The following is a 23729-nucleotide window of genomic DNA, read 5'->3' on the forward strand; positions in this document are numbered from 1 at the left end:
ATGCCATTAGTTAATGGACGGATACTGCTCGACCGCATTCAGGAAAAACGGGTATTAGCGGGCGCATTTAATACCACCAATCTGGAGACAACGATTTCAATTTTAAACGCCATTGAGCGTTCAGGATTACCCAACTTCATTCAGATTGCGCCCACCAATGCACAACTGTCGGGATACGATTACATTTATGAAATCGTGAAACGTCACGCTGATAAAATGGATGTTCCGGTCAGTCTTCATCTTGATCACGGGAAAACTCAGGAGGATGTTAAACAGGCGGTGCGCGCGGGCTTTACCTCGGTCATGATTGACGGTGCCGCATTCTCTTTTGAAGAGAATATCGCTTTCACCCAGGAAGCTGTCGATTTCTGTAAATCCTATGGCGTACCGGTTGAAGCGGAGCTGGGGGCGATTCTCGGCAAAGAAGACGATCACGTCAGCGAAGCCGATTGCAAAACGGAACCGGAAAAGGTGAAGACCTTTGTCGAACGCACCGGTTGCGACATGCTGGCAGTTTCTATTGGTAACGTTCATGGCCTGGACGATATACCGCGGATCGATATCCCCCTGCTGAAGCGCATTGCCGAAGTCAGCCCGGTGCCGCTGGTTATTCACGGCGGCTCCGGTATCGCCCCGGAGATATTACGCAGTTTCGTTAATTATCGCGTCGCTAAAGTGAATATCGCCAGCGATCTGCGCAAAGCGTTTATCACTGCCGTCGGCAAAGCGTATGTGAATAATCACAACGAGGCGAATCTGGCACGAGTGATGGCATCAGCAAAAAATGCCGTCGAGGAAGATGTGTATAGCAAAATCCTGATGATGAATGAGGGGCATCGATTGATTAGAAAGGCATCTTAAGAGCCACAAAAATATAGCGGCGCAACAGAAATTGTTGGGCCGCTATAAGTTATAAATGATTCAAACGCTCATTTAGCGTTTCAATAATATAAGTATTTACAGAGACTTGTTGCTGCGCAGCCGCATTATTAAGGCGTTCACTCAGCGATTCTGGATAGCGTAATGTAAAGGTCTTAATCTTTTCTGTACGCGCATACGGCTCAATACCCGCAGCTTTACAATCCTCAAGATACTCTCGCAGGGAAAGCTCCCCTTCTTTTTGCAGCCCCTGAATGCTGTCAGAGACAAAATCACAATAACCTGACAAGCCCAGGAATTTGCCACGAAATGCATTCAGTTCTGGCACGTAAGTGATAACAGCAGGTTGCCCGGCAATCTCCATAGAGTTTGGCGTCTTCAGTTTGATCATGGTTTTACCCCTATACTTAGTAACCAGTCACGCACGCTTTCTACAGCGCCTTTATCGGTATCTGGCGACGGATGAGGCCGATGGAAACACGCAACGCTCATATTTAGTATGAACTTACAACGCGAACCTCTTCCTTCCTTAATTTCTCCGCCTAATGCTTTAACCAGTGACTCTATATCAGACCACTTAATCCCTTGAGGAACAGGAGATTTAAATATTTGATCCAATGTATTTTTTGTTTCTTCCGTAAAGCCTGTACCAGGGTTCTCATGGCATGTCCTTATGACTTCACTTTATGACATCAATAGTATGACATCACAATATGAAGTCAAGTTTCCCTTCCTTACGCCATTGTCCCAATCGTCTTCCTGAATCGCAGCAGCGCAATGGTAAAAAACGCGCCGCCAATTGCCATCAGCGTCAGGAACTGCGGCCAGACGATTTCGAATCCGGCACCACGGTAGAGAATGGCCTGCGCGAGGCTGACAAAGTGTGTCGTCGGCATGGTCAACATAATGTCCTGCACCATCTGCGGCATACTTTCGCGCGGCGTGGAGCCACCGGAAAGCATTTGCAGCGGCAGCAGCACCAGAATCACCAGCAGCCCCAGTTGCGGCATTGAACGCGCTATCGTCCCCATAAAAATGCCGATTGACGTGGTGGCAAACAGACTGAGCGCCACGCCCAGCATAAACAGCGGGATCGAGCCTTCAATCGGTACACCCAGTACACCTTTCACCATCAGCACCAGCGATAATCCCGACACCACCAGCACCACCAGCCCCATCGACCAGACCTTTGCCATCATGATCTCAAACGGCGTTATCGGCATCACCAGTAAGTGTTCCACCGTGCCGTGTTCACGCTCGCGGATCAGTGCCGATCCGGTCAACACAATCGCCAGCATGGTAATGTTGTTGATGATCGCCATCACCCCGCCAAACCACGCGGGATCGAGGTTCGGGTTAAAGCGCATCCGGGTTTCCAGCGATACCAACGGTTCGCTGTTATCACGGTAGCGCGCGACAAAGCTGTTCACTTCACCGTTGATAATATTCTGGATATACCCGTTGCCGGTAAATGCCTGGCTCATGCGCGTGGCATCGACGTTCACCTGAATATCTGGCTGGCGTCCGGCGAGGACATCACGCTGAAAATTAGGCGGAATATTTATCGCGAAGGTATAGCGTCCGGCGTCCAGCCCGGCATCCATCTCATCGGCGGTGATCATCTCCGGTGGCAAAAACCACGGGCGATAGAAGCTGTTAACGATCCTGTTCGATAACTGCGATTGATCCATATCGGCAATGGCGATCGGCGCGAGGTTCAACGATCCTGGCGTAACGGTCGCTGACGAATACACCGACACCGTAAACGAGAAGACAATCAGCGTCAGCATCGCTTTATCACCGAGCAAACTGCGCAACTCTTTGATACCCAGATTAAAAATATTGCGTAAATGGCGCATCATCCCTCCTGTTTTTTCAGCAGCAGGATGCTTAAGCCCATCACCAGCGGGATGGCTATCAGCAACGGGATAAAAAGTTGCCACAAATCAGTCAAATCCAGCGCCTTCGAGAACGTCCCGCGGGCAATAGTCAGAAAATGACTGGTCGGGTAAACCTCGCCGATCCAACGTCCTGGACCTTCCAGCGAAGCTACCGGATCGATCATCCCGGAAAACTGCGTCGCCGGAATCAACGTGATGATCGCAGTGCCAAAAATGGCGGCAATCTGGCTTTTCATAAAGGTGGAGATCAGCAGCCCCATTCCGGTGGCAATGATGATATACAGCAGCGCCGCCAGGGTGAGCGTCAGGAAACTGCCTTTATGCGGCACGCCAAACACAAACACCGACAGGGCGCAGAGCAGGAAAAAGTTCAGCATTCCCAGCCCGATGTACGGTAGCTGTTTGCCAAGTAAAAATTCGCTGCGGGTGGTGGGGGTAACGTAAAGGTTGATAATCGACCCCAACTCTTTTTCCCGCACTACGCTAAGGGCGCTTAACATCGACGGAATCATCATCAGCAGAAGCGGGATCACCGCCGGAACAATCGCTGGCAGGCTTTTTACGTCCGGGTTATAGCGATAGCGTGTCTCAATATTCATCAGCCCGCTTTGGCTCGCGGGCGTGGATTGCCGACTCGCCACATCCTGTAGCCAGCTCTGGTGCATGGCCTGCACGTAACCTTTTACCGTTTCGGCGCGACTCGGCATCGCACCGTCGATCCAGACACCGAGTTCCACGGGCGTACCACGCGCGATATCGCGCCCGAAATTGGGAGGGATCTCAATCGCCACGGTGATATCGCCCGCACGCATCCGGCGATCAAGCTCGTCATAACTGGTGAGCGGCGGCTGCTCGATAAAGTAACGGGAACCGGAGAGATTGAGCGTCCACGCCTGGCTACTGACGGTCTGGTCGCGGTCGAGCACCGCAAAGCGCAGGTTTTCCACATCCATACTGATGCCGTAACCCATTATCAGCATCAGGATCACCGTTCCCATCAGCGCCAGCGTCGAACGTACCGGATCGCGGCGCAGTTCCAGTGCTTCGCGACGGCTGTAGCTAAACAGACGGCGCAGGCTAAATCCCTGACGCGGCGCGTGGGTGGTGTCGTGTATCACGGGCGGCGCTTCGGCTTCGTTGCTCTGCCCTGCCGCTTCCTGCAAATAGGCGATAAATGCCTCTTCCAGACTGGCGGCTCCGCGTTTCTCAACCAGTTCCTGCGGTGTACCGCTGGCGAGCACTTTTCCGGCGTGCATCAGTGAGATACGGTCGCAACGTTCCGCTTCGTTCATAAAGTGGGTGGAGATAAAAATGGTCACTTTGTCCTGGCGCGAGAGATCGACCATCAACTGCCAGAACATATCCCTCGCCACCGGATCGACACCAGAAGTAGGCTCATCGAGGATTAACATCTCCGGGCGATGAATCACCGCCACCGCCAGCGAAAGCCGCTGGCGAATGCCGAGCGGCAATGACTCCGGCAGAACATCTTCAACGTCGTTGAGCTTAAAACGCTCGCTCATTTCAGCCACTCTTGCGGGAATTTCCGCTTCCGGGATGTGAAACAAACGGGCATGTAACTCAAGGTTTTGCCGCACGGTGAGTTCGTTATAGAGCGAAAACGCCTGCGACATATAGCCTACACGACGGCGGGTATCGATATCTTTTGGATCAACCGGCTGCCCGAACAGCCACGCCTCACCTTCGCTGGCGGGCAGCAATCCGGTAAGCATTTTCATGGTGGTGGATTTACCGCAGCCGTTCGAACCAAGAAAACCAAAAATCTCCCCGCGTGGAATGCGGAAATTGACGTGATCAACGGCAACGAAGGAACCAAAACGCATGGTCAGATCGCGCGCTTCGATGGCAATCTCTGCGTTTTCCGGTTGATACGGTGGGATCACTACCGCCTGATGCGCCTGGCGTTGCGCTTGCGGTAACAGATTTATAAATGCTTCTTCCAGCGTGGCGCTTTGCGTTTGCTGCCGCAGCTCTTCGGCGCTGCCGGTTGCCAGCACTTCTCCGGCATTCATCGCTACCAGCCAGTCGAAGCGTTCGGCCTCTTCCATGTAGGCGGTGGCGACCAGCACGCTCATATTGCTCTGCCGCTGGCGAATACTGTCGATCAGATCCCAGAACTGGGCACGGGAGAGCGGGTCAACCCCCGTTGTTGGCTCATCAAGAATCAACAGTTCCGGGTCGTGAATTAACGCACAGCACAGCCCAAGTTTTTGCTTCATCCCGCCGGAGAGTTTACCTGCCGGACGATCGCGAAACGGTGCTAACCCGGTGCTGGTCAGCAGATCATTGATTCGGACTTCCCGCTCCGCTTTGTCGTGACCGAACAGGCGGGCGAAAAAATCGACGTTTTCATACACCGACAAGGTGTGGTAGAGGTTTTTGCCCAGCCCTTGCGGCATCCAGGCGATGCGCGGGCAAACGTCACGGCGATGCTTCGGGTCGCGCATATCGCCGCCCAGCACCATCACATTGCCCTGCTCAATGACGCGGGCACCGGAAATCAACGACAACAAGCTCGACTTCCCGACGCCATCCGGACCAATCAGCCCGACCATACAGCGGGCCGGAATATCGAGAGTGATATTGTTCAGCGCAACGGTTTTTCCATAATGCTGGCTCACGCCCGCCAGTTGCGCGACAGGCGGGACGGGAACCAGTTCCAGATGCGTCATTGCGGCAACCTCACCACCAGGTCGTCAGGCCACGGAAGTTCTTCATTCACCCGCACCCACGCTACGCCCGGCAAACCGGTTTTGACATATTCCAGATGCTGCTGGAGTAATTCCGGTGGGATACGCGCTTTGACGCGGAACATTAGTTTCAGCCGTTCATCGCTGGTTTCGACGGTTTTTGGCGTGAACTGGGCGACGCTGGCGACAAAACTGATGGTTGCAGGAATACGCAGATCTGGCGCGGCATCGAGGATCAGCCGGGCTTCACCGCCCAGTTTCAGCGTGCCCGCCTGTTCGGTTGGCAGGAAGAAGGTCATATAGACGTCGCTGAGATCGACCATATTCAGTACCCGACCACCTGCCGCCAGCACTTCGCCTGGCTCGGCAACCCGATACTGCACGCGTCCGTCACGCGGGGCTTTCAGTTCGCTGTCATCGATATCTGCGGCAATGCGCCGTTCAGTGGCTTGCGCGGCTTCGACGCGAGTTTGCGCCTGAATGATATTGGTGCGTGCCGCCTCTATAGCGGCTTTAGAAGCAGAAACCTGGGCTTTTGCTGATTCCAGCGCAGCTCGGGCGCTCTCAGCGGCGGCGCGGTCGTCATCCAGCTGTTGCGCAGAAATAGCTCCACGTTGGGCAAGCGAGCGGGAACGCGTATGACGTTTAGCCACGGAGTCCAGTTCGGCCTGGCGTTGATTGACCAGCGACTGTGCGGCACGAGTTTCGCTTTGCCGTTGCTCCAGCAAAGCCTGCGCGGCGGCAATGGCGCTTTGTGCCTCTTTGATTTGCGCGATGGCTTCCAGTCGCTGTTCCTGCAACACGCGAGTATCCATCTTCGCCAGTACTTCCCCTTCGCGAACAAACTGGCCTTCTTTCACCAGAATGGTGTCGATACGCCCGGCAATTTTGCTGGCGATATCCACTTCCGTCGCTTCAATGCGCCCATTGCTGACGGCAAAGCCTTCCGGCACACCTGCCGGGCGCAACAGCCACCACGCCACAATAGCGGCCACCGCCAGTAACCCGACAACCCACCACGCCAGATGGCGCTTACTCTTATCCATAATCGACCCGCCATAATCCCTGTAAGCAAACGACGCGTGTTACAACTGCCGCCGAACGACGTTCAGCGGATTCTTCCATCCGGGATAAGAAGGAAACGGCAAATACGACCAGCGCGCAGAGCATTGAGCGCCAATGGGGAAGGCTTAGTGAAAACGGGTAGTAATGTTGTCATCATCAGCATTCCTGGCCGTAAATGAAACACGCATACTCATAAGTGTGATCTATAAAACTGGCTGACAAAACGGTATCCATCCTGTTGGATAGCGTTTCACGCCTGTTCAGTTGCAGGAACAGAGCATTCCTTTTTACGTTTTATCAACAGTCTCAACCAGATAGTAACATTAATATTCATGTTGTCTATGGTTCAGAGCTGTAACATTGTGCGCCTTCTAATCAAAGGCATAAGTCCATTTTTGTTTTTTTCATGCTGGTAAGACTTCCAGGGAGTGGTTATCTCAGGCCCCGCACCAGGGTTAATTTGGCAATTATGCATGCTGAACATTCTTCCCGCATGTTTACTGTCACGGGCGTTAAGACCTAAAACTGTCCCCGTTTCACCTATGCGTTCTCTCCCACCATTTCCGTTATGTGCAACAACTTGATTTATACCTAACATTTGTGAGCATGCTAATAGTGCTTCAAGTTTAGGTCTGTAATCTGTCGAAACAGAAAAATAACGATTAAAGGATCGACAAGAGATAGCCCGGCTAGTTTTAAACTTTTTACCATTAATTATAATATGATGCTTTTTATTAATAATTGCCGCTAATTCGACCGGATCGAGAGCATTGGTCATTTCATCAATAGAGACTGTTATCGGTCCTATAATGTAACGTTTTCGCTGATCATCAAAAGTTATCCCATGATGATTTGCCATTATTTTGTATTTAGGGTCATAGAAACATACAGGATAATCTTTTATCCCAGCGTAGGTATCCTCATCAAGTGGTTTCATACGCGTGAAGTTCTGCATATAGTTACCATTGCAATTCGTTTCATGATTACCAGCTAATACATGAAAATTTTCATTGATACTCATTATGCGTTTTAACAAATCGATGATAAATTGATCGCCACAGATATTACTAAATCGATCGCCGGTTTGGTCACCCAGAAACGTACATGGCGTCACTGCGCCTTTATTAATAACTAAATATGGCTGAAGACTTTCTAAAACAACATCTCTTCTGTTCAGAATACTGATTATTGTATTAACATTAGTGTCAAGTTGCTCATTAAAGTTCTCCCTTAACAATACGTTGAGAACTTCATCTTCTATATTAAGCAACTGGCTAAGGAAATTTTCTCCTTCAGCCATGATTCCCAAATGTCCCGTTGCGAAAAGCGCGTACAAAACTGCACCAACTGAGCCATCGGTATCGCCAAAATAGGTCGGCCTGGTACTTGTGGGATCAACGGGTGAACAATTGGAGAAATAGATTCTGTCAGCGAACTGGGGTTTTATTATTGTTTCGAATTTAATATCAAATACATTGTATTGCGATATTTTCCAGTCCCAGATGGGTTTGTACGACTCAGTAACTACAACATCATTAGCATTATCATTTACTGTCATATTATTAAGTAAATAAACAATGCTGCACCAATCAATATCGGTATCATCAAGAGGGCAACCGTAATTTTTACTATTAATTGTCACAATAAACTGATAACTATTATTCCTACGTAGAATATGGGCACGCATGCCCGATAGCATACTATATTTTTCTGAATGATTCGTTTCTATGGTAAATGAAATTTTGTCATCTTGAAAAGATTGTTGGAAACGTTCTATTTGCCAATCATCAATTTTTTCCACAACTTCACCGAGTATTGTCCTGGCAATACTTGATATATCATCACCTATACCATTTGCAATATACCCAAACAGTTCTTTAGTGAAATTAGTAACATGCTCTTGCACCATATCATTTGTTGCGATAGTCGTTATACTGTCGTTAGTACCTGCCACAGTTCCAATTTTCATCTTTTACCTCATATAATTCACCGCGAGGAATACATAGTTATCATTTAATCTTATGACAAACACTTCATGTTCGATGGAAAAATAATTATATTTTGCACAAATCATTCAGCCTTAAAGCATAATATGAAATTTCTTATCTCATAGTAGAGAAAGTCCCTAAAGATTGTAGAGGCGTCATCAGTACATGCCTCTACAATCGATTAAGAAAAACTATGAAATACTGGCAGGATTAAAAAGACATACCACAGCACTCATGGAGTTTTAATGTGCTTGAAAACAACTAAGCCCTGGGACACCTTTTTTATCACCACGTTCGTTAGGTGCTATCTTCCAGGAATTTAGCCCCATGGTATAATTATCAATTTTTTGATGCTGATCTACCCCTAATCCATAATGGCCATATTTCTGTTTACTTTTTTTGAGCGTCTGTCCACATTTGAAGATATCTTCAGGTTTTGGTCTGAAAGCAGTAGTGTTATTAAAATAATTGTCATATACAGGTGTGGATGCTATAGCATTGCTTCTAATTAGATGGATAAGACGATCATCCATGTGTTGTTTATGTTTTTTATTAAATATATTTGCTAATTCCTCAGGATCAATTGGGTCTTTCATCTGATTAAATGGAACCTGCAAAGCACCTAGACAATAACATTCATTTTCTTCATTTCTTATTATTCCGTGATGACTGGTTAAAACTTTCGTTTCTGAGTCATAATTACAAACATCGAGCGTTTTAATTAAGTTATATGTATCACCGGAAGAGAGTTTATGATTTGCTAGTCGTGCACTATAGTTACCATTAAAATTGATTTCATGATTTCCAGCCAGAACGACGACATTTTTATTTATACGACTATCTTTATTACCCTCCATATTTCGCATAGAATTTAGCAAAGTAAGGATATATTTATCACCAAAAATAGTACTAAATCTATCGCCTGTATGATCCCCAAGGAAGATACAAGGGGTAATCGCATCGCCTTTTAAAAAAACATGTTGATGCAACTCATTCAAGATCATGTCTCTCGTATCTAATAAAGTAAAGAGTTTTTTCAATTTTTTATTTTCATATGCGAATGAAGCCATGTCTTCGTGTTTTAATAATTCACATAATAAACTCCACCCCTTTTCCCTGATGCCTATATGCCCTGAAACGAGCAATGCATAAAGTACAGCGCCCACTCTTCCATCTGTATCGCCAAAATAAGCCGTGTTGGGATTTTGTGGGTTAATTACACCACACTGTTTATAAAAGTCTATTTTTGAAAAAACAGATTCAACATAGCTATCAAACTTTTCCTTAGTAAACGTCTCTTTAGAGACAGCCCAACGCCAGTCAGGTTTGAAATTACCACTAAGAAGAGTAAAGAAATTTCTCTCTATGATAGAAAACCCATCAACTTTATAAATTATGTCTGATTTATCCCCGGAGAAATTAATAAAATAATAACCGTCCTTACGCTCAATCGTAACGGTAATGGGAGACGATAATTTTATCACATGGTTATTGTCTGGTATAATTGTAAAGATAAACGTGTCAGTAGTATTATCGGCGAAACTATTATATTCTTTAATATCTATAGATGGCTCACTATTGTAAAACCATATTTTTTCTATCTGAGAACTATGTTCAGTTACGTTCCAGCAGCCATGTTGCAGGAAATAGATGATATGCAGGCCAAAATCGTTATCTATTTGCAAATGTTTATCCAGCTTATCAATTTCAACTATCTTTGAACGATGTTTTTTATCAACCTTGCCATGGTGTTGATGACTGTTAACTTTATCTGAATGCTTATCTTGATGGTTTGAAGAGATGTGCTTAAATATATTGTGAAATACTTTCATAAATAACCCGTGATATTTTTGACTTGTTAGTAACAAAATAAATGACACATGTCTGAAAGACATATTTACGATGATACAAAGCAATAATACTTATATGTTCGATGATTTTAAGCACCGATACCATCCGGTCTTTTACCAAATAATGAAAAAGAATCCCTCCCTGGAAGATAATTGTAAAAAACAACAGAATAAGAATTAATCTTAGGATAAATATTTATTTACCATGGCCTTTTGAACGCTGAAAAGTAGCGCTCTGCAAAGTAAATCCCGCTATAGTTATGCTATGCATTTGTCTTTAATGATATCTCGTCATTATATTAACAGGCTGAAATTATCATTAATGCACATTTCAATATTAGCAGGGATACCTGAGGAGTTTAAAGTGAACATATATATCGGGTGGCTTTTCAAATTAATCCCTTTAATTATGGGCTTAATTTGTATCGCGTTAGGTGGCTTTGTGCTGGAAAGTTCTGGGCAAAGTGAGTATTTCGTCGCGGGTCATGTGCTGATTTCTCTGGCAGCCATATGCCTGGCATTATTCACTACCGCATTTATTATCATTTCGCAGCTCACGCGCGGCGTTAATACGTTTTACAATACATTGTTCCCCATTATTGGCTATGCGGGGTCAATTATCACCATGATATGGGGTTGGGCACTGTTAGCAGGCAATGATGTGATGGCAGACGAGTTTGTTGCCGGCCATGTTATTTTTGGCGTTGGTATGATTGCCGCCTGTGTATCGACAGTGGCAGCGTCATCCGGTCACTTTCTGCTCATTCCCAAAAACGCAGCAGGGAGCAAGAGCGATGGAACACCGGTACAGGCTTATTCGTCATTAATCGGTAATTGCCTCATTGCCGTTCCCGTTTTACTCACCCTGCTCGGTTTCATTTGGTCTATTACGCTGTTACGTAGTGCCGACATAACTCCGCATTATGTCGCCGGTCACGTATTGCTTGGGTTAACCGCAATCTGTGCCTGTCTAATTGGCCTTGTTGCCACAATCGTCCATCAAACACGTAATACGTTCTCATCCAAAGAACACTGGCTGTGGTGTTATTGGGTTATTATTCTCGGCTCAATCACGGTGCTGCAGGGCATATACGTGTTAGTCAGCTCCGATGCAAGCGTCCGACTGGCTCCCGGCATTATTCTCATTTGCCTCGGAATGATCTGTTACAGCATATTCTCAAAAGTCTGGCTACTGGCACTGGTCTGGAGACGTACCTGTTCGTTAGCCAACAGAATACCGATGATTCCCGTCTTCACCTGCCTGTTTTGCCTTTTCCTGGCATCGTTTCTTGCGGAAATGGCGCAGACCGACATAGGGTATTTTATTCCTTCGCGGGTTCTGGTCGGTTTGGGAGCGGTATGCTTTACGTTGTTCTCAATCGTTTCAATATTAGAAGCGGGTTCTGCTAAAAAATAATTGCAACGTACCGGATAAAACCAGCGTTGATTATTTGCGTAACGCTGGTTTTTCTGAGGTATCATGAAATAACGCAGCATTAATGCATAGTGGTTAAGTATAAATAAACAGCAAAGTTGCTGATTTTTTCAACCTGTTCATATTTTATAAAGATCTGGCCACTGGGGGAGTTTTAATCACCTTTCCCTCCACCTTATATTAAGCATGGAGGGTTTCAGTTCACAGGCTCATTAGAAAATAATCACAAGATAACCACTATCAAAATTAGCTCATTTTTAATGCGACTCTAATAATTTTCATCTTTAGGAAATAGCTCAGGACGACTTCGCTGCAATCAAATCCTGCGCACAAGCCCACGCACTCGACCACGCCCACTGGAAATTATAGCCCCCCAGCCAACCGGTGACGTCCATCACTTCGCCGATGAAGTACAGCCCTGGCACTTTGCGCGCTTCCATCGTCCGTGAAGAGAGTTCGTTGGTGTCCACGCCGCCGAGCGTCACTTCAGCAGTACGATAGCCTTCAGTGCCGTTGGGTTGTACGCGCCAGTCGGTCAATGTGCTAATCAGTGCCTGTTGGTCACGCACGTTGAGCTGTTTTAGCGAAACATCCGGGATTTGCCCGAGTTGCTGTAAACGTTCAACCAACCGCTTCGGTAGATGAACCGCCAGTGTGTTTTTCAGGCTCTGATTCGGATGTGCATTACGCTGCTCATTCAGGAAGGTTTCGAGGTCCACATCCGGTAGCAGATTGATACTGACAAATTCACCCGGTTGCCAGTAGCTGGAAATTTGCAACACCGCCGGTCCAGATAAGCCGCGGTGGGTGAAGAGTAAGTTCTCACGGAAAACGGTGCCGTTTTCAGCGGTAATCACGGAAGGCACCGCCACGCCCGCCAGCACCTGTAACTCTTCGAGCAACGGTTTATGCAGAGTGAATGGCACCAGGCCCGCGCGGGTCGGCAGCACGTTGAGGCCAAATTGTTCGGCAATCTTATAACCAAACGGCGATGCGCCCAGCCCCGGCATTGACAGCCCACCGGTCGCGATGACCAGCTTTTCGCAACCGACAGTCATGCCGTTCAGTTCAAGCGTGAAGCCTGTTTCATCCTTCGCCACACTCAGCACTTCGCTACGCAATCTGAAGGTCACATTGCCCTTCTCGCACTCATCCACCAGCATGTCGACAATCTGCTGCGCGGAGTCATCGCAGAAGAGTTGCCCTAACGTTTTCTCGTGCCAGGTGATGCCGTGTTTATTGACCAGATCAATGAAATCCCACTGGGTAAAACGCGCGAGTGCAGACTTACAAAAATGCGGATTCTGGCTCAGATAAGCGCCCGGTTCGACATAAAGGTTGGTAAAGTTGCAGCGCCCACCGCCAGACATGAGGATTTTGCGCCCTGGTTTTTTACCATTATCGATCAGCAGAACCCGGCGTCCTGCCTGACCTGCCAGCGCAGAACAGAACATACCTGCCGCACCAGCGCCTATAATAATGGCATCAAACCTTTCCACGTTGCGCTCCTCTAAGAAAAAACGGGCGTGAATTGTAAAGATTCCTCAGTGGTCGCACCAGCATCAATATTACTAAAAGGAAGTATTTGCCTGAATTATATAAGATAATTATTTTTTGAGTGAAATCCATACAGGAGGCAAATCAAAAAAAGTCTATATTTCACTTTGCCCGCGCCGCGAAAGTCACTGATAATGCGCCGCGTTCATGTCCTCAAAATGGCGTAACGTCCTATGCTACATTTGTTTGCTGGCCTGGATTTGCATACCGGGCTGTTATTATTGCTTGCACTGGCTTTTGTGCTGTTCTACGAAGCCATCAATGGTTTCCATGACACAGCCAACGCCGTGGCAACCGTTATCTATACCCGCGCGATGCGTTCTCAGCTCGCCGTGGTTATGGCGGCGGTGTTCAACTTTTTGGGTGTTTTGCTGGGTGGTCTGAGTGTTGCCTATGCCATTGTGCATATGCTGCCGACGGATCTGCTGCTTAATATGGGATCGTCTCATGGCCTTGCCATGGTGTTCTCTATGTTGCTGGCGGCGATTATCTGGAACCTGGGTACCTGGTACTTTGGTTTACCTGCATCCAGCTCTCATACGCTGATTGGCGCGATCATCGGGATTGGTTTAACCAATGCGTTGATGACCGGGACGTCAGTGGTGGATGCACTCAATATCCCGAAAGTATTAAGTATTTTCGGTTCTCTGATCGTTTCCCCTATTGTCGGCCTGGTGTTTGCTGGCGGTCTGATTTTCTTGCTGCGTCGCTACTGGAGCGGCACCAAGAAACGCGCCCGTATCCACCTGACCCCAGCGGAGCGTGAAAAGAAAGACGGCAAGAAAAAGCCGCCGTTCTGGACGCGTATTGCGCTGATCCTTTCCGCTATCGGCGTGGCGTTTTCGCACGGCGCGAACGATGGTCAGAAAGGTATTGGTCTGGTTATGTTGGTATTGATTGGCGTCGCACCAGCAGGCTTCGTGGTGAACATGAATGCCACGGGCTACGAAATCACCCGTACCCGTGATGCCATCAACAACGTGGAAGCTTACTTTGAGCAGCACCCTGCGCTGCTGAAACAGGCTACCAGTGCTGATCAGTTAGTACCGGCTCCGGAAGCTGGCGCAACGCAACCTGCGGAGTTCCATTGCCATCCGTCGAATACCATTAACGCGCTCAACCGCCTGAAAGGCATGTTGACTACCGATGTGGAAAGCTACGATAAGCTGTCGCTTGATCAACGTAGCCAGATGCGCCGCATTATGCTGTGCGTTTCTGACACTATCGATAAAGTGGTGAAGATGCCTGGTGTGAGTGCTGACGATCAGCGTCTGTTGAAGAAACTGAAGTCCGACATGCTTAGCACCATCGAGTATGCGCCGGTGTGGATCATCATGGCGGTCGCGCTGGCGTTAGGTATCGGTACGATGATTGGCTGGCGTCGTGTGGCAACGACTATCGGTGAGAAAATCGGTAAGAAAGGCATGACCTACGCTCAGGGGATGTCTGCCCAGATGACGGCGGCAGTGTCTATCGGCCTGGCGAGTTATACCGGGATGCCGGTTTCCACTACCCACGTACTCTCCTCTTCTGTCGCGGGGACGATGGTGGTAGATGGCGGCGGCTTACAGCGTAAAACCGTAACCAGTATTCTGATGGCCTGGGTATTTACCCTTCCGGCTGCGGTACTGCTTTCCGGCGGGCTGTACTGGCTCTCCTTGCAGTTCCTGTAATCGTACGCACCAAAACGAGCGGGTCAGTTTACTGGCCCGCTTTTTTTATGCGTCATTATTGCTGAAGTGCTTAATGCCAAATCATCAATGCAATCAGGCTGACCACCACCAGACCACACAATGCGCTGGTCAGAATAAACTGCCGACGCACCCGCTCACAGCGGCGAATAAACTCATCATCGTGATGATCGCGATAACGTTGGGCATAGATATACCAAACGAGACGCACCTGTTTGTTGGGTTGGCCATGTGAGGTAAAAAAGCCCCCTCCATCAACATATTGATAGAGCAATGGATCGCAGTTACGCAGTACCACTAACAACGCGCGTAGTGATGAGAAATAGCGCGCCATGTTAACAATGCAAACGACACATAAAGCCCAAAATAATGCGACGGTGCTTATCATACCTCCTCCCCGGCGACCTGCCCGCGGAGTTCCACCCCGGGGCTACCGCTCCCGATACGCTGCCAATCAGTTAACACCAGGTCCTGGAGAAACCGCTTTTGTGGTGACCAACATCCGAGCGGCTCTATAGATAGTGTAGGAGATCAGGTTGTTTTTTTTCCAGAAGGTTAACCACTATCAATATATTCATGTCGAAAATTTGTTTATCTAACGAGTAAGCAAGGCGGATTGACGGATCATCCGGGTCGCTATAAGGTAAGGATGGTCTTAACACTGAATCTTTACGGCTGGGTTAGCCCCGCGCACGTAGTTCGCAGGACGCGGGTGACGTAACGGCACAAGAAACGCTAGCTGGCCAGTCATCGACAACTTTATGGAAGGAGTAACACTATGGCTTATAAACACATTCTCATCGCGGTCGACCTCTCCCCGGAAAGCAAAGTTCTGGTAGAGAAAGCAGTCTCTATGGCTCGCCCCTACAATGCGAAAGTTTCTCTGATCCACGTAGATGTAAACTACTCTGACCTATACACCGGGCTTATTGATGTGAATCTGGGTGATATGCAGAAACGCATCTCTGAAGAGACACATCATGCGCTGACCGAGCTTTCCACTAATGCAGGCTACCCAATCACTGAAACCCTGAGCGGCAGCGGCGATCTGGGCCAGGTTCTGGTCGATGCAATCAAGAAATACGATATGGATCTGGTGGTTTGTGGTCACCACCAGGACTTCTGGAGCAAACTGATGTCTTCCGCACGTCAGCTGATCAACACCGTTCACGTTGATATGCTGATTGTTCCGCTACGCGACGAAGAAGAATAATCTTCCCTCTACGACGTGTTCCTGAACGCCCGCATATGCGGGCGTTTTGCTTTTTGGCGCGCCTTGTTACCTTGCAGCGTAAACACCTTATCTGGCCTACGGTCTGCGTACGCAATCAAAATCCCCTGCCAATACAACATTTAACACCATCATACTTTCCATCATTAGTGTGATCAGCTGGTTATTTTCTGTTGTAATAGTGTATTAATCTATTCACAGCATCAATATTAAGAATCTCTGACAGATGTAAACTTTTTCGCGCGTTATCCCTTACGCGTTCATACTTTTCAGGATGGTATTGGAAGGTTAATAAATATGAATACAACAACACCCATGGGGATGCTGCAGCAACCTCGCCCATTTTTCATGATCTTTTTTGTCGAGTTATGGGAGCGATTCGGCTACTACGGCGTGCAGGGCGTACTGGCTGTTTTCTTCGTTAAGCAGCTTGGATTCTCGCAAGAACAGGCTTTTGTCACTTTTGGTGCTTTTGCTGCGCTGGTCTATGGCCTCATTTCCATTGGCGGCTATGTCGGCGACCACCTGCTGGGGACCAAACGCACCATTGTTCTCGGAGCACTTGTGCTGGCGATTGGCTACTTCATGACCGGCCTGTCGCTACTTAAGCCTGACCTGATTTTCATCGCCCTGGGGACTATCGCTGTCGGTAACGGCCTGTTTAAAGCTAACCCAGCCAGCTTGCTTTCGAAGTGCTATCCGCCGAAAGATCCGCGGCTTGATGGCGCATTTACCCTGTTCTATATGTCGATCAACATCGGCTCGTTGATAGCGTTATCGCTGGCCCCTGTGATCGCTGATAGATTCGGCTATTCAGTCACCTACAACCTGTGCGGTGCGGGATTAATTATCGCGCTATTGGTTTACATCGCCTGTCGCGGAATGGTGAAAGATATTGGTTCTGAACCCGACTTCTGCCCGATGAGCTTCAGTAAACTGTTGTACGTGTTACTTGGCAGCGTGGTGATGATCTTCGTCTGTGCATGGCTGATGCACAACGTAGAAGTCGCCAATCTGGTGCTGATTGTTCTCTCCATCGTCGTCACCATCATTTTCTTTCGTCAGGCATTCAAGCTGGATAAAACTGGGCGCAATAAAATGTTTGTCGCCTTTGTCCTGATGCTCGAAGCGGTGGTGTTTTACATTCTCTACGCCCAGATGCCAACGTCGCTGAACTTCTTTGCCATCAACAACGTGCATCATGAAATTCTCGGCTTTTCCATCAACCCGGTCAGCTTCCAGGCGCTTAACCCGTTCTGGGTGGTACTCGCCAGCCCAATACTGGCAGGCATTTACACGCATCTGGGTAACAAAGGCAAAGACCTCTCGATGCCGATGAAATTTACTCTCGGAATGTTTATGTGCTCGCTGGGCTTTTTGACGGCTGCAGCGGCTGGAATGTGGTTTGCGGATGCCCAGGGGCTGACATCGCCATGGTTTATCGTGCTGGTGTACTTATTCCAGAGCCTGGGTGAACTGTTTATTAGCGCCCTGGGCCTGGCGATGATTGCTGCCCTGGTGCCGCAGCATTTGATGGGCTTTATTCTCGGGATGTGGTTCCTGACGCAGGCTGCCGCGTTCTTGCTGGGCGGCTATGTGGCAACATTTACCGCAGTACCAGACAACATTACCGATCCGCTTGAGACGTTGCCCGTCTATACCAACGTGTTTGGTAAGATTGGCCTGGTTACGCTGGGCGTTGCGGTGGTGATGCTGCTGATGGTGCCGTGGCTGAAACGCATGATTGCGACACCCGAAAGCCATTAATTATTCTTGCAGAAAGCAGGGTAGCGATAACGCTACCCTGCTTTACTTTTACACCGGCGTTCCGGCATAAATATCAAAGCGATGCCCTTTGGTGACTACCGCGTTTGGCGTGGCGACATTCGCCAGCGGTGGCGCGTAGTCCGGGCGCTTTACCACCACGCGTTTGGTCGCCAACAAGCGTGCAGGCTCCAGTAATCCATCGGCATCAAGATCCGGTCCCACCAGCGACTGAAAGACGCGCATCTCTTTTTTCACCAGCGCGCTTTTCTGCTTATGCGGGAACATCGGATCGAGATAGACCACCTGCGGGCGCGGAGTAATATCAGTCAGCGCCGTCAGGCTGGAGGCGTGAATTAACTGCAAACGCTCCTGCAACCAGCCGCCGATTTCCGCATCCGCATAACCACGCGCCAGGCCGTCGTCGAGCAATGCAGCAACGACTGGATTACGCTCCAGCATCCGCACGCGGCAGCCGACTGAAGCCAGCACAAAGGCATCGCGCCCAAGTCCTGCAGTGGCATCCACCACATCCGGCAAATAATCGCCTTTAATGCCCACCGCTTTCGCCACTGCCTCCCCACGTCCGCCGCCGAATTTGCGTCGGTGCGCCATCGCTCCGCCAACAAAATCAACAAAGATGCCGCCAAGTTTCGGCTCATCACGCTTGCGCAATTCCAGATGTTCCGGCGTTAACACCAGCGCCATCAGGTTGTCTTCATCGTGCTCCAGCCCCCAGCGGGCCGCCAGAACAGATAAGGCACCGTCTCCGGTGCCTGTTTCATCAATTAAGCAGATTTTCACTGAATGATCAGCCCTTAATGCCGTAATGCTCCAGCATCGCATCCAGCTGCGGTTCACGACCACGGAAGCGTTTGAACAGATCCATCGGCTCTTCTGAACCGCCACGGCTCAGAATGTTGTCGAGGAACGACTGTCCGGTTTCACGGTTGAAAATGCCCTCTTCCTCAAAGCGCGAGAAGGCATCTGCCGCCAGCACGTCGGCCCACAGGTAGCTGTAGTAACCTGCGGCATAACCACCGGCGAAAATATGGCTGAAAGCGTGCGGGAAACGGCCCCAGGATGGAGACGGTACTACGGCAACCAGTTTCTTGATTTCTGCCAGAGTTTCGAGGATTTTCGCTCCCTGATCCGGGCGGAACTCGGCATGGAGGCGGAAATCGAACAGACCGAACTCCAGCTGGCGCAGAATAAACAGCGCCGCCTGGTAGTTCTTCGCCGCCAGCATTTTATCCAGCAACTCTTTCGGCAGCGGTTCGCCGGTTTCATAGTGACCGGAGATAAACGCCAGCGCCTCCGGCTCCCAGCACCAGTTTTCCATAAACTGGCTCGGCAGTTCGACCGCATCCCACGGCACCCCGCTGATACCAGACACTCCAGCGGTTTCAATGCGGGTCAGCATATGATGCAGGCCGTGACCGAACTCGTGGAACAGGGTGATCACTTCGTCATGGGTAAACAGCGCCGGTTTACCATTTACCGGGCGGTTGAAGTTGCAGGTCAGATACGCGACCGGTTTTTGCAGCGAACCGTCGGCTTTACGCATCTGGCCTACGCAGTCATCCATCCACGCCCCGCCGCGTTTGTTTTCACGGGCATACAGGTCGAGGTAGAAGCTGCCGCGCAGTTCGTTGTTCTCGTCATACAGTTCGAAGAAACGTACATCCGGATGCCAGACATCAACATCTTTACGCTCTTTAGCGGTGATGCCGTAAATACGTTTCACCACTTCAAACAGGCCGTTAACCGCTTTGTTTTCCGGGAAGTACGGACGCAGTTGTTCATCGCTGATGCTGTAGAGGTGCTGTTTCTGTTTTTCGCTGTAGTAAGCGATATCCCACGGCTGCAACTCATCGACGCCAAATTCGGCTTTGGCGAAGGCACGCAGTTGCGCCAGCTCTTTTTCGCCTTGTGGACGCGCGCGTTTTGCCAGATCGGTTAAGAAATCCAGCACCTGCTGCGGGTTTTCTGCCATTTTAGTAGCAAGGGATTTAAAGGCATAGTTTTCAAAGCCCAGCAGTTGCGCCAGTTCGTGACGCAGCGCGAGGATCTCTTCCATCACCTTGCTGTTGTCCCACTTACCGGCGTTCGGGCCTTGATCGGAAGCGCGGGTGCTGTAAGCACGATACATCTCTTCACGCAGAGCCTGGTTGTCGCAGTAGGTCATTACCGGCAAGTAGCTTGGGATATCCAGCGTCAGCAAATAACCTTCCAGCTCTTTCGCTTCGGCCTGGGCTTTTGCCGCAGCCAGCGCGCTTTCTGGCATCCCCGCCAGCTCCGCTTCGTCGGTAACGAGTTTGGTCCAGCCCATCGTCGCATCGAGGACGTTGTTGCTGTACTGGTTGCCCAGTTCAGAAAGACGGGTAGCAATTTCGCCGTAACGCTGCTGTTTCTCTTTCGGCAGACCGATGCCAGAGAGTTCGAAGTCGCGCAGTGCGTTATCAACCGCTTTTTTCTGCGCCGTGTTCAGCGTGGCGTAATGATCGCCATCGCGCAGGTCGCGATATGCCTTATACAGCCCTTCATGTTGCCCTACCCAGGTGCTGTATTCTGACAGCAGCGGCAGGGTTTGTTCGTACGCTTCACGCAGTTCCGGGCTATTTTTCACCGAGTTCAGGTGGCTGACCGGGGAGAAGATACGCCCCAGCACATCGTCCACTTCCGCCAACGGCTGGCAGAGATTTTCCCAGGTGTACGGTGCCCCTTGCGCTACTACGCGCTCCACATTTTCGCGGCAGTCGTTCAGCGCCTTAGTCACGGCTGGAACGACATGTTCCGGGAGAATTTTAGAAAACGGAGGCAATTCAAAGGGAGTCAGTAACGGATTCGTCATTAGCGCAGTCCTGGTTAAAGAGGTTAAGGAAGCGCTCAACAGGCGCTTTACATAATGTGTGTAGCATGGGGTTAAGTGTAGTGAATTTCAATGAGAAACGTTACGCTTTCGCGGCGGCGGCCTCTTTTCGGTATACTGTCCTGATAGGCTTTTGTGCGCCCCGAATACGGGCCGATTTTTACTTACCGGAACACCTTTACCCATGCTCAGTTATCGCCACAGCTTTCACGCTGGCAACCACGCCGACGTCCTTAAACATACCGTTCAGAGCCTGATCATCGAGTCGCTGAAAGAGAAAGATAAACCGTTTCTCTATCTCGACACCCACGCAGGGGCCGGGCGTTATCAGTTAGGCAGCGAACATGCCGAGCGTACCGGCGAATATCTCGAAGGTATCGCCCGTATCTGGCAGCAGGACGATTTGCCTGCGGAGCTGGAGGCGTACATCAATGTGGTAAAACACTTCAACCGTAGCGGTCAGTTGCGTTATTACCCCGGTTCGCCGTTGATTGCTCGCCAGCTACTGCGTGAACAGGACAGCCTGCAACTGACCGAACTGCACCCGAGCGATTACCCGTTGCTGCGTTCTGAATTTCAGAAAGACAGCCGTGCGCGCGTCGAAAAAGCCGATGGTTTCCAGCAGCTTAAGGCCAAACTGCCGCCGGTTTCCCGCCGTGGTTTAATCCTTATCGACCCGCCGTATGAAATGAAAACCGACTATCAGGCGGTGGTCAGCGGGATAGCAGAAGGTTACAAACGTTTCGCCACTGGCACTTACGCATTGTGGTATCCAGTGGTGCTGCGCCAGCAAATTAAGCGCATGATCCACGACCTGGAAGCGACCGGCATTCGCAAAATTCTGCAAATTGAACTGGCGGTGCTGCCAGACAGCGATCGCCGTGGCATGACCGCTTCCGGCATGATTGTGATTAACCCGCCGTGGAAGCTGGAACAGCAGATGAATAACGTGCTGCCGTGGCTGCACAGCAAACTGGTTCCAGCAGGCACCGGGCACGCCACCGTAAGCTGGATCGTGCCAGAGTAATTGCAGCCATTGCTGGCACCTATTACGTCTCGCGCTACAATCGCGGTAATCAACGATAAGGACAATATGTCATGACTAAACACTATGATTACATCGCCATCGGCGGCGGCAGCGGCGGTATCGCCTCCATCAACCGCGCGGCTATGTACGGCCAGAAATGCGCACTGATTGAAGCCAAAGAGCTGGGCGGCACCTGCGTAAATGTTGGCTGTGTGCCGAAAAAAGTGATGTGGCACGCGGCGCAAATCCGTGAAGCGATCCACATGTACGGCCCGGATTATGGTTTCGATACCACCATCAATAAGTTCAACTGGGAAACGTTGATCGCCAGCCGTACCGCCTATATCGACCGTATTCATACTTCCTATGAGAACGTGCTCGGTAAAAATAACGTTGATGTAATCAAAGGCTTTGCCCGCTTCGTTGATGCCAAAACCATTGAAGTCAACGGCGAAACCATCACGGCCGATCATATTCTGATCGCCACCGGTGGTCGTCCGAGCCACCCGGATATTCCAGGCGTGGAATACGGTATTGATTCCGATGGTTTCTTCGCCCTTCCTGCTTTGCCAGAGCGCGTGGCGGTTGTTGGCGCAGGTTACATCGCCGTGGAACTGGCGGGCGTGATTAACGGCCTCGGCGCGAAAACGCATCTGTTTGTGCGTAAACATGCGCCGCTGCGCAGCTTCGACCCGATGATCTCTGAAACGCTGGTCGAAGTGATGAACGCCGAAGGCCCGCAGTTGCACACCAACGCCATCCCGAAAGCAGTAGTGAAAAATGCTGATGGTAGCCTGACGCTGGAGCTGGAAGATGGGCGCAGTGAAACGGTGGATTGCCTGATTTGGGCGATTGGTCGCGAGCCTGCCAATGACAACATCAACCTGGAAGCCGCTGGTGTAAAAACCAACGAAAAAGGCTATATCGTCGTCGATAAATATCAAAATACCAACGTTGAAGGTATTTACGCGGTGGGCGATAACACGGGTGCAGTGGAACTGACACCGGTGGCAGTTGCTGCGGGTCGCCGTCTCTCTGAACGCCTGTTTAATAACAAGCCGGATGAGCATCTGGATTACAGCAACATTCCGACCGTGGTCTTCAGCCATCCGCCGATTGGGACTGTTGGTTTAACGGAACCGCAGGCACGCGAGCAGTACGGCGACGATCAGGTGAAAGTGTATAAATCCTCTTTCACCGCGATGTATACCGCCGTCACCACTCACCGCCAGCCGTGCCGCATGAAACTGGTATGCGTTGGACCGGAAGAGAAGATTGTCGGAATTCACGGCATTGGTTTTGGTATGGACGAAATGTTGCAGGGCTTCGCGGTGGCACTGAAGATGGGCGCAACCAAAAAAGACTTCGATAATACCGTCGCCATTCACCCGACGGCGGCAGAAGAGTTCGTGACCATGCGTTAAATGTTAAAGGGCTAAGAGTAGTGTGCTCTTAGCCCTTAGCTACGTTTCCGCTACCAGTTCAGAAGCTGAAGCAGAAAGCGGATCAGTTCCAGCAGCGCAATTAACGCCCCAAGAACGATGATTGCTTTATCAATCACCCGTGTTCTCCATACGATGGAGTGAGAATGCATCCGCTTACTCATCCATTGCCTGTCACGGCGCATGCCCTATTGTTAGATAATGGCATTCTCACTCCGGCCAGAGCATCAGTTAACGGCACCACCCGTACCACTGATCAGGACTTTGAAAGCGTTTATGCGCATTGCCAGAGTGAAAATGCCTCAGAGCTAACTGG

At 49.7% G+C, this 23729-nt stretch carries 20 protein-coding genes and 1 pseudogene; 7 read left to right on the forward strand and 14 right to left on the reverse strand.

The window, feature by feature from the left end; all coding sequences use genetic code 11:
• Nucleotides 1-861, forward strand: a complete 861-nt coding sequence (locus ACJHWR_RS09170) for a class II aldolase (RefSeq protein WP_001131792.1) — start codon at nucleotides 1-3, stop codon at nucleotides 859-861.
• A 49-nt stretch (nucleotides 862-910) separates the two neighbouring features.
• Here ACJHWR_RS09170 and ACJHWR_RS09175 read toward each other — a convergent pair whose 3' ends face one another.
• The 8 genes and pseudogenes from ACJHWR_RS09175 to ACJHWR_RS09210 all read right to left on the reverse strand — a co-directional run bounded on the left by ACJHWR_RS09175 (nucleotide 911) and on the right by ACJHWR_RS09210 (nucleotide 10376).
• Nucleotides 911-1270, reverse strand: a complete 360-nt coding sequence (locus ACJHWR_RS09175; RefSeq protein WP_000593555.1) for a type II toxin-antitoxin system HicB family antitoxin — start codon at nucleotides 1268-1270, stop codon at nucleotides 911-913.
• Nucleotides 1267-1541 (reverse strand): annotated as a pseudogene (locus ACJHWR_RS09180) (type II toxin-antitoxin system HicA family toxin). Before ACJHWR_RS09180 ends, ACJHWR_RS09175 begins: the two are co-directional and overlap by 4 nt.
• A 72-nt stretch (nucleotides 1542-1613) precedes the next feature.
• Nucleotides 1614-2738: an ABC transporter permease gene (locus tag ACJHWR_RS09185; RefSeq protein WP_001314210.1), complete on the reverse strand. Its 1125-nt coding sequence runs from the start codon at nucleotides 2736-2738 to the stop codon at nucleotides 1614-1616.
• The gene (rbbA, locus tag ACJHWR_RS09190) at nucleotides 2738-5473 is read right to left on the reverse strand and encodes a ribosome-associated ATPase/putative transporter RbbA (protein ID WP_000149118.1); all 2736 of its coding nucleotides are present in this window, start codon (nucleotides 5471-5473) and stop codon (nucleotides 2738-2740) included. Before rbbA ends, ACJHWR_RS09185 begins: the two co-directional genes overlap by 1 nt.
• Nucleotides 5470-6537, reverse strand: coding sequence for an HlyD family secretion protein (locus ACJHWR_RS09195; RefSeq protein ID WP_000361481.1), 1068 nt, complete (start codon nucleotides 6535-6537; stop codon nucleotides 5470-5472). Before ACJHWR_RS09195 ends, rbbA begins: the two co-directional genes overlap by 4 nt.
• Before the next feature lie 62 nt (nucleotides 6538-6599).
• A complete protein-coding gene (gene yhiY / locus ACJHWR_RS09200) occupies nucleotides 6600-6713 on the reverse strand; it encodes a protein YhiY (RefSeq protein ID WP_001296785.1) in 114 nt (37 codons plus the stop codon).
• A 189-nt stretch (nucleotides 6714-6902) separates the two neighbouring features.
• Nucleotides 6903-8525 carry a DUF4049 domain-containing protein gene (locus ACJHWR_RS09205; protein WP_012311703.1) on the reverse strand — a complete coding sequence of 541 codons (1623 nt, stop codon included), beginning with the start codon at nucleotides 8523-8525 and terminating at the stop codon, nucleotides 6903-6905.
• Nucleotides 8526-8786: 261 nt separating this feature from the next.
• Nucleotides 8787-10376: a DUF4049 domain-containing protein gene (locus ACJHWR_RS09210; RefSeq protein WP_000862335.1), complete on the reverse strand. Its 1590-nt coding sequence runs from the start codon at nucleotides 10374-10376 to the stop codon at nucleotides 8787-8789.
• A gap of 382 nt (nucleotides 10377-10758) precedes the next feature.
• On the opposite strand from ACJHWR_RS09210, the gene ACJHWR_RS09215 reads away from it, so the two are divergent.
• Nucleotides 10759-11811: a DUF2776 domain-containing protein gene (locus ACJHWR_RS09215; RefSeq protein ID WP_001028902.1), complete on the forward strand. Its 1053-nt coding sequence runs from the start codon at nucleotides 10759-10761 to the stop codon at nucleotides 11809-11811.
• Nucleotides 11812-12125: 314 nt separating this feature from the next.
• Here the strand turns inward: ACJHWR_RS09215 and ACJHWR_RS09220 are convergent, their stop codons facing one another.
• Complete coding sequence (locus ACJHWR_RS09220) at nucleotides 12126-13328, reverse strand: NAD(P)/FAD-dependent oxidoreductase (RefSeq protein ID WP_000439205.1); 1203 nt, start codon at nucleotides 13326-13328, stop codon at nucleotides 12126-12128.
• Between the two features lie 231 nt (nucleotides 13329-13559).
• On the opposite strand from ACJHWR_RS09220, the gene pitA reads away from it, so the two are divergent.
• Nucleotides 13560-15059, forward strand: a complete 1500-nt coding sequence (gene pitA / locus ACJHWR_RS09225) for an inorganic phosphate transporter PitA (RefSeq protein WP_000902785.1) — start codon at nucleotides 13560-13562, stop codon at nucleotides 15057-15059.
• A 70-nt stretch (nucleotides 15060-15129) separates the two neighbouring features.
• On the opposite strand, the gene uspB is transcribed toward pitA, so the two are convergent.
• Nucleotides 15130-15465 carry a universal stress protein UspB gene (gene uspB / locus ACJHWR_RS09230; RefSeq protein ID WP_000626187.1) on the reverse strand — a complete coding sequence of 112 codons (336 nt, stop codon included), beginning with the start codon at nucleotides 15463-15465 and terminating at the stop codon, nucleotides 15130-15132.
• A 390-nt stretch (nucleotides 15466-15855) separates the two neighbouring features.
• Here uspB and uspA point away from each other — a divergent pair, with 390 nt between their 5' ends.
• Entirely contained in the window at nucleotides 15856-16290 is a 435-nt protein-coding gene (uspA, locus tag ACJHWR_RS09235; RefSeq protein WP_000323571.1) for a universal stress protein UspA, read from the forward strand.
• A gap of 96 nt (nucleotides 16291-16386) precedes the next feature.
• Here uspA and ACJHWR_RS09240 read toward each other — a convergent pair whose 3' ends face one another.
• Complete coding sequence (locus tag ACJHWR_RS09240; protein ID WP_211180512.1) at nucleotides 16387-16440, reverse strand: protein YriB; 54 nt, start codon at nucleotides 16438-16440, stop codon at nucleotides 16387-16389.
• Between the two features lie 165 nt (nucleotides 16441-16605).
• Between ACJHWR_RS09240 and dtpB the strand changes: the two genes are divergently transcribed.
• Nucleotides 16606-18075, forward strand: coding sequence for a dipeptide/tripeptide permease DtpB (gene dtpB / locus ACJHWR_RS09245; RefSeq protein ID WP_001098627.1), 1470 nt, complete (start codon nucleotides 16606-16608; stop codon nucleotides 18073-18075).
• A 48-nt stretch (nucleotides 18076-18123) separates the two neighbouring features.
• Here dtpB and rsmJ read toward each other — a convergent pair whose 3' ends face one another.
• Together rsmJ and prlC are read right to left on the reverse strand one after the other, a co-directional pair.
• Nucleotides 18124-18876, reverse strand: a complete 753-nt coding sequence (rsmJ, locus tag ACJHWR_RS09250; RefSeq protein ID WP_000686620.1) for a 16S rRNA (guanine(1516)-N(2))-methyltransferase RsmJ — start codon at nucleotides 18874-18876, stop codon at nucleotides 18124-18126.
• Between the two features lie 7 nt (nucleotides 18877-18883).
• A complete protein-coding gene (prlC, locus tag ACJHWR_RS09255) occupies nucleotides 18884-20926 on the reverse strand; it encodes an oligopeptidase A (RefSeq protein ID WP_001298719.1) in 2043 nt (680 codons plus the stop codon).
• Nucleotides 20927-21128: 202 nt separating this feature from the next.
• Here prlC and rlmJ point away from each other — a divergent pair, with 202 nt between their 5' ends.
• Nucleotides 21129-21971, forward strand: a complete 843-nt coding sequence (rlmJ, locus tag ACJHWR_RS09260) for a 23S rRNA (adenine(2030)-N(6))-methyltransferase (protein WP_000954225.1) — start codon at nucleotides 21129-21131, stop codon at nucleotides 21969-21971.
• Nucleotides 21972-22042: 71 nt separating this feature from the next.
• A complete protein-coding gene (gene gorA, locus ACJHWR_RS09265; RefSeq protein ID WP_000160795.1) occupies nucleotides 22043-23395 on the forward strand; it encodes a glutathione-disulfide reductase in 1353 nt (450 codons plus the stop codon).
• A gap of 50 nt (nucleotides 23396-23445) precedes the next feature.
• On the opposite strand, the gene dinQ is transcribed toward gorA, so the two are convergent.
• Nucleotides 23446-23532 carry a damage-inducible type I toxin DinQ gene (gene dinQ / locus ACJHWR_RS09270; protein ID WP_077250934.1) on the reverse strand — a complete coding sequence of 29 codons (87 nt, stop codon included), beginning with the start codon at nucleotides 23530-23532 and terminating at the stop codon, nucleotides 23446-23448.
• Between the last annotated feature and the right edge of the window lie 197 nt (nucleotides 23533-23729).

The organism is Escherichia sp. WS568, from assembly GCF_046486085.1.
Classification (GTDB): domain Bacteria; phylum Pseudomonadota; class Gammaproteobacteria; order Enterobacterales; family Enterobacteriaceae; genus Escherichia; species Escherichia coli.

Excerpts from the sequence above, each read along its gene's own strand:
- ACJHWR_RS09170 (WP_001131792.1), top strand. The coding sequence starts at position 1 with ATGCCATTAGTTAATGGACGGATACTGCTCGACCGCATTCAGGAAAAA.
- ACJHWR_RS09175 (WP_000593555.1), bottom strand. The coding sequence starts at position 1,270 with ATGATCAAACTGAAGACGCCAAACTCTATGGAGATTGCCGGGCAACCT.
- ACJHWR_RS09185 (WP_001314210.1), bottom strand. The coding sequence starts at position 2,738 with ATGCGCCATTTACGCAATATTTTTAATCTGGGTATCAAAGAGTTGCGC.
- rbbA (WP_000149118.1), bottom strand. The coding sequence starts at position 5,473 with ATGACGCATCTGGAACTGGTTCCCGTCCCGCCTGTCGCGCAACTGGCG.
- ACJHWR_RS09195 (WP_000361481.1), bottom strand. The coding sequence starts at position 6,537 with ATGGATAAGAGTAAGCGCCATCTGGCGTGGTGGGTTGTCGGGTTACTG.
- yhiY (WP_001296785.1), bottom strand. The coding sequence starts at position 6,713 with ATGATGACAACATTACTACCCGTTTTCACTAAGCCTTCCCCATTGGCG.
- ACJHWR_RS09205 (WP_012311703.1), bottom strand. The coding sequence starts at position 8,525 with ATGAAAATTGGAACTGTGGCAGGTACTAACGACAGTATAACGACTATC.
- ACJHWR_RS09210 (WP_000862335.1), bottom strand. The coding sequence starts at position 10,376 with ATGAAAGTATTTCACAATATATTTAAGCACATCTCTTCAAACCATCAA.
- pitA (WP_000902785.1), top strand. The coding sequence starts at position 13,560 with ATGCTACATTTGTTTGCTGGCCTGGATTTGCATACCGGGCTGTTATTA.
- uspB (WP_000626187.1), bottom strand. The coding sequence starts at position 15,465 with ATGATAAGCACCGTCGCATTATTTTGGGCTTTATGTGTCGTTTGCATT.
- uspA (WP_000323571.1), top strand. The coding sequence starts at position 15,856 with ATGGCTTATAAACACATTCTCATCGCGGTCGACCTCTCCCCGGAAAGC.
- dtpB (WP_001098627.1), top strand. The coding sequence starts at position 16,606 with ATGAATACAACAACACCCATGGGGATGCTGCAGCAACCTCGCCCATTT.
- prlC (WP_001298719.1), bottom strand. The coding sequence starts at position 20,926 with ATGACGAATCCGTTACTGACTCCCTTTGAATTGCCTCCGTTTTCTAAA.
- rlmJ (WP_000954225.1), top strand. The coding sequence starts at position 21,129 with ATGCTCAGTTATCGCCACAGCTTTCACGCTGGCAACCACGCCGACGTC.
- gorA (WP_000160795.1), top strand. The coding sequence starts at position 22,043 with ATGACTAAACACTATGATTACATCGCCATCGGCGGCGGCAGCGGCGGT.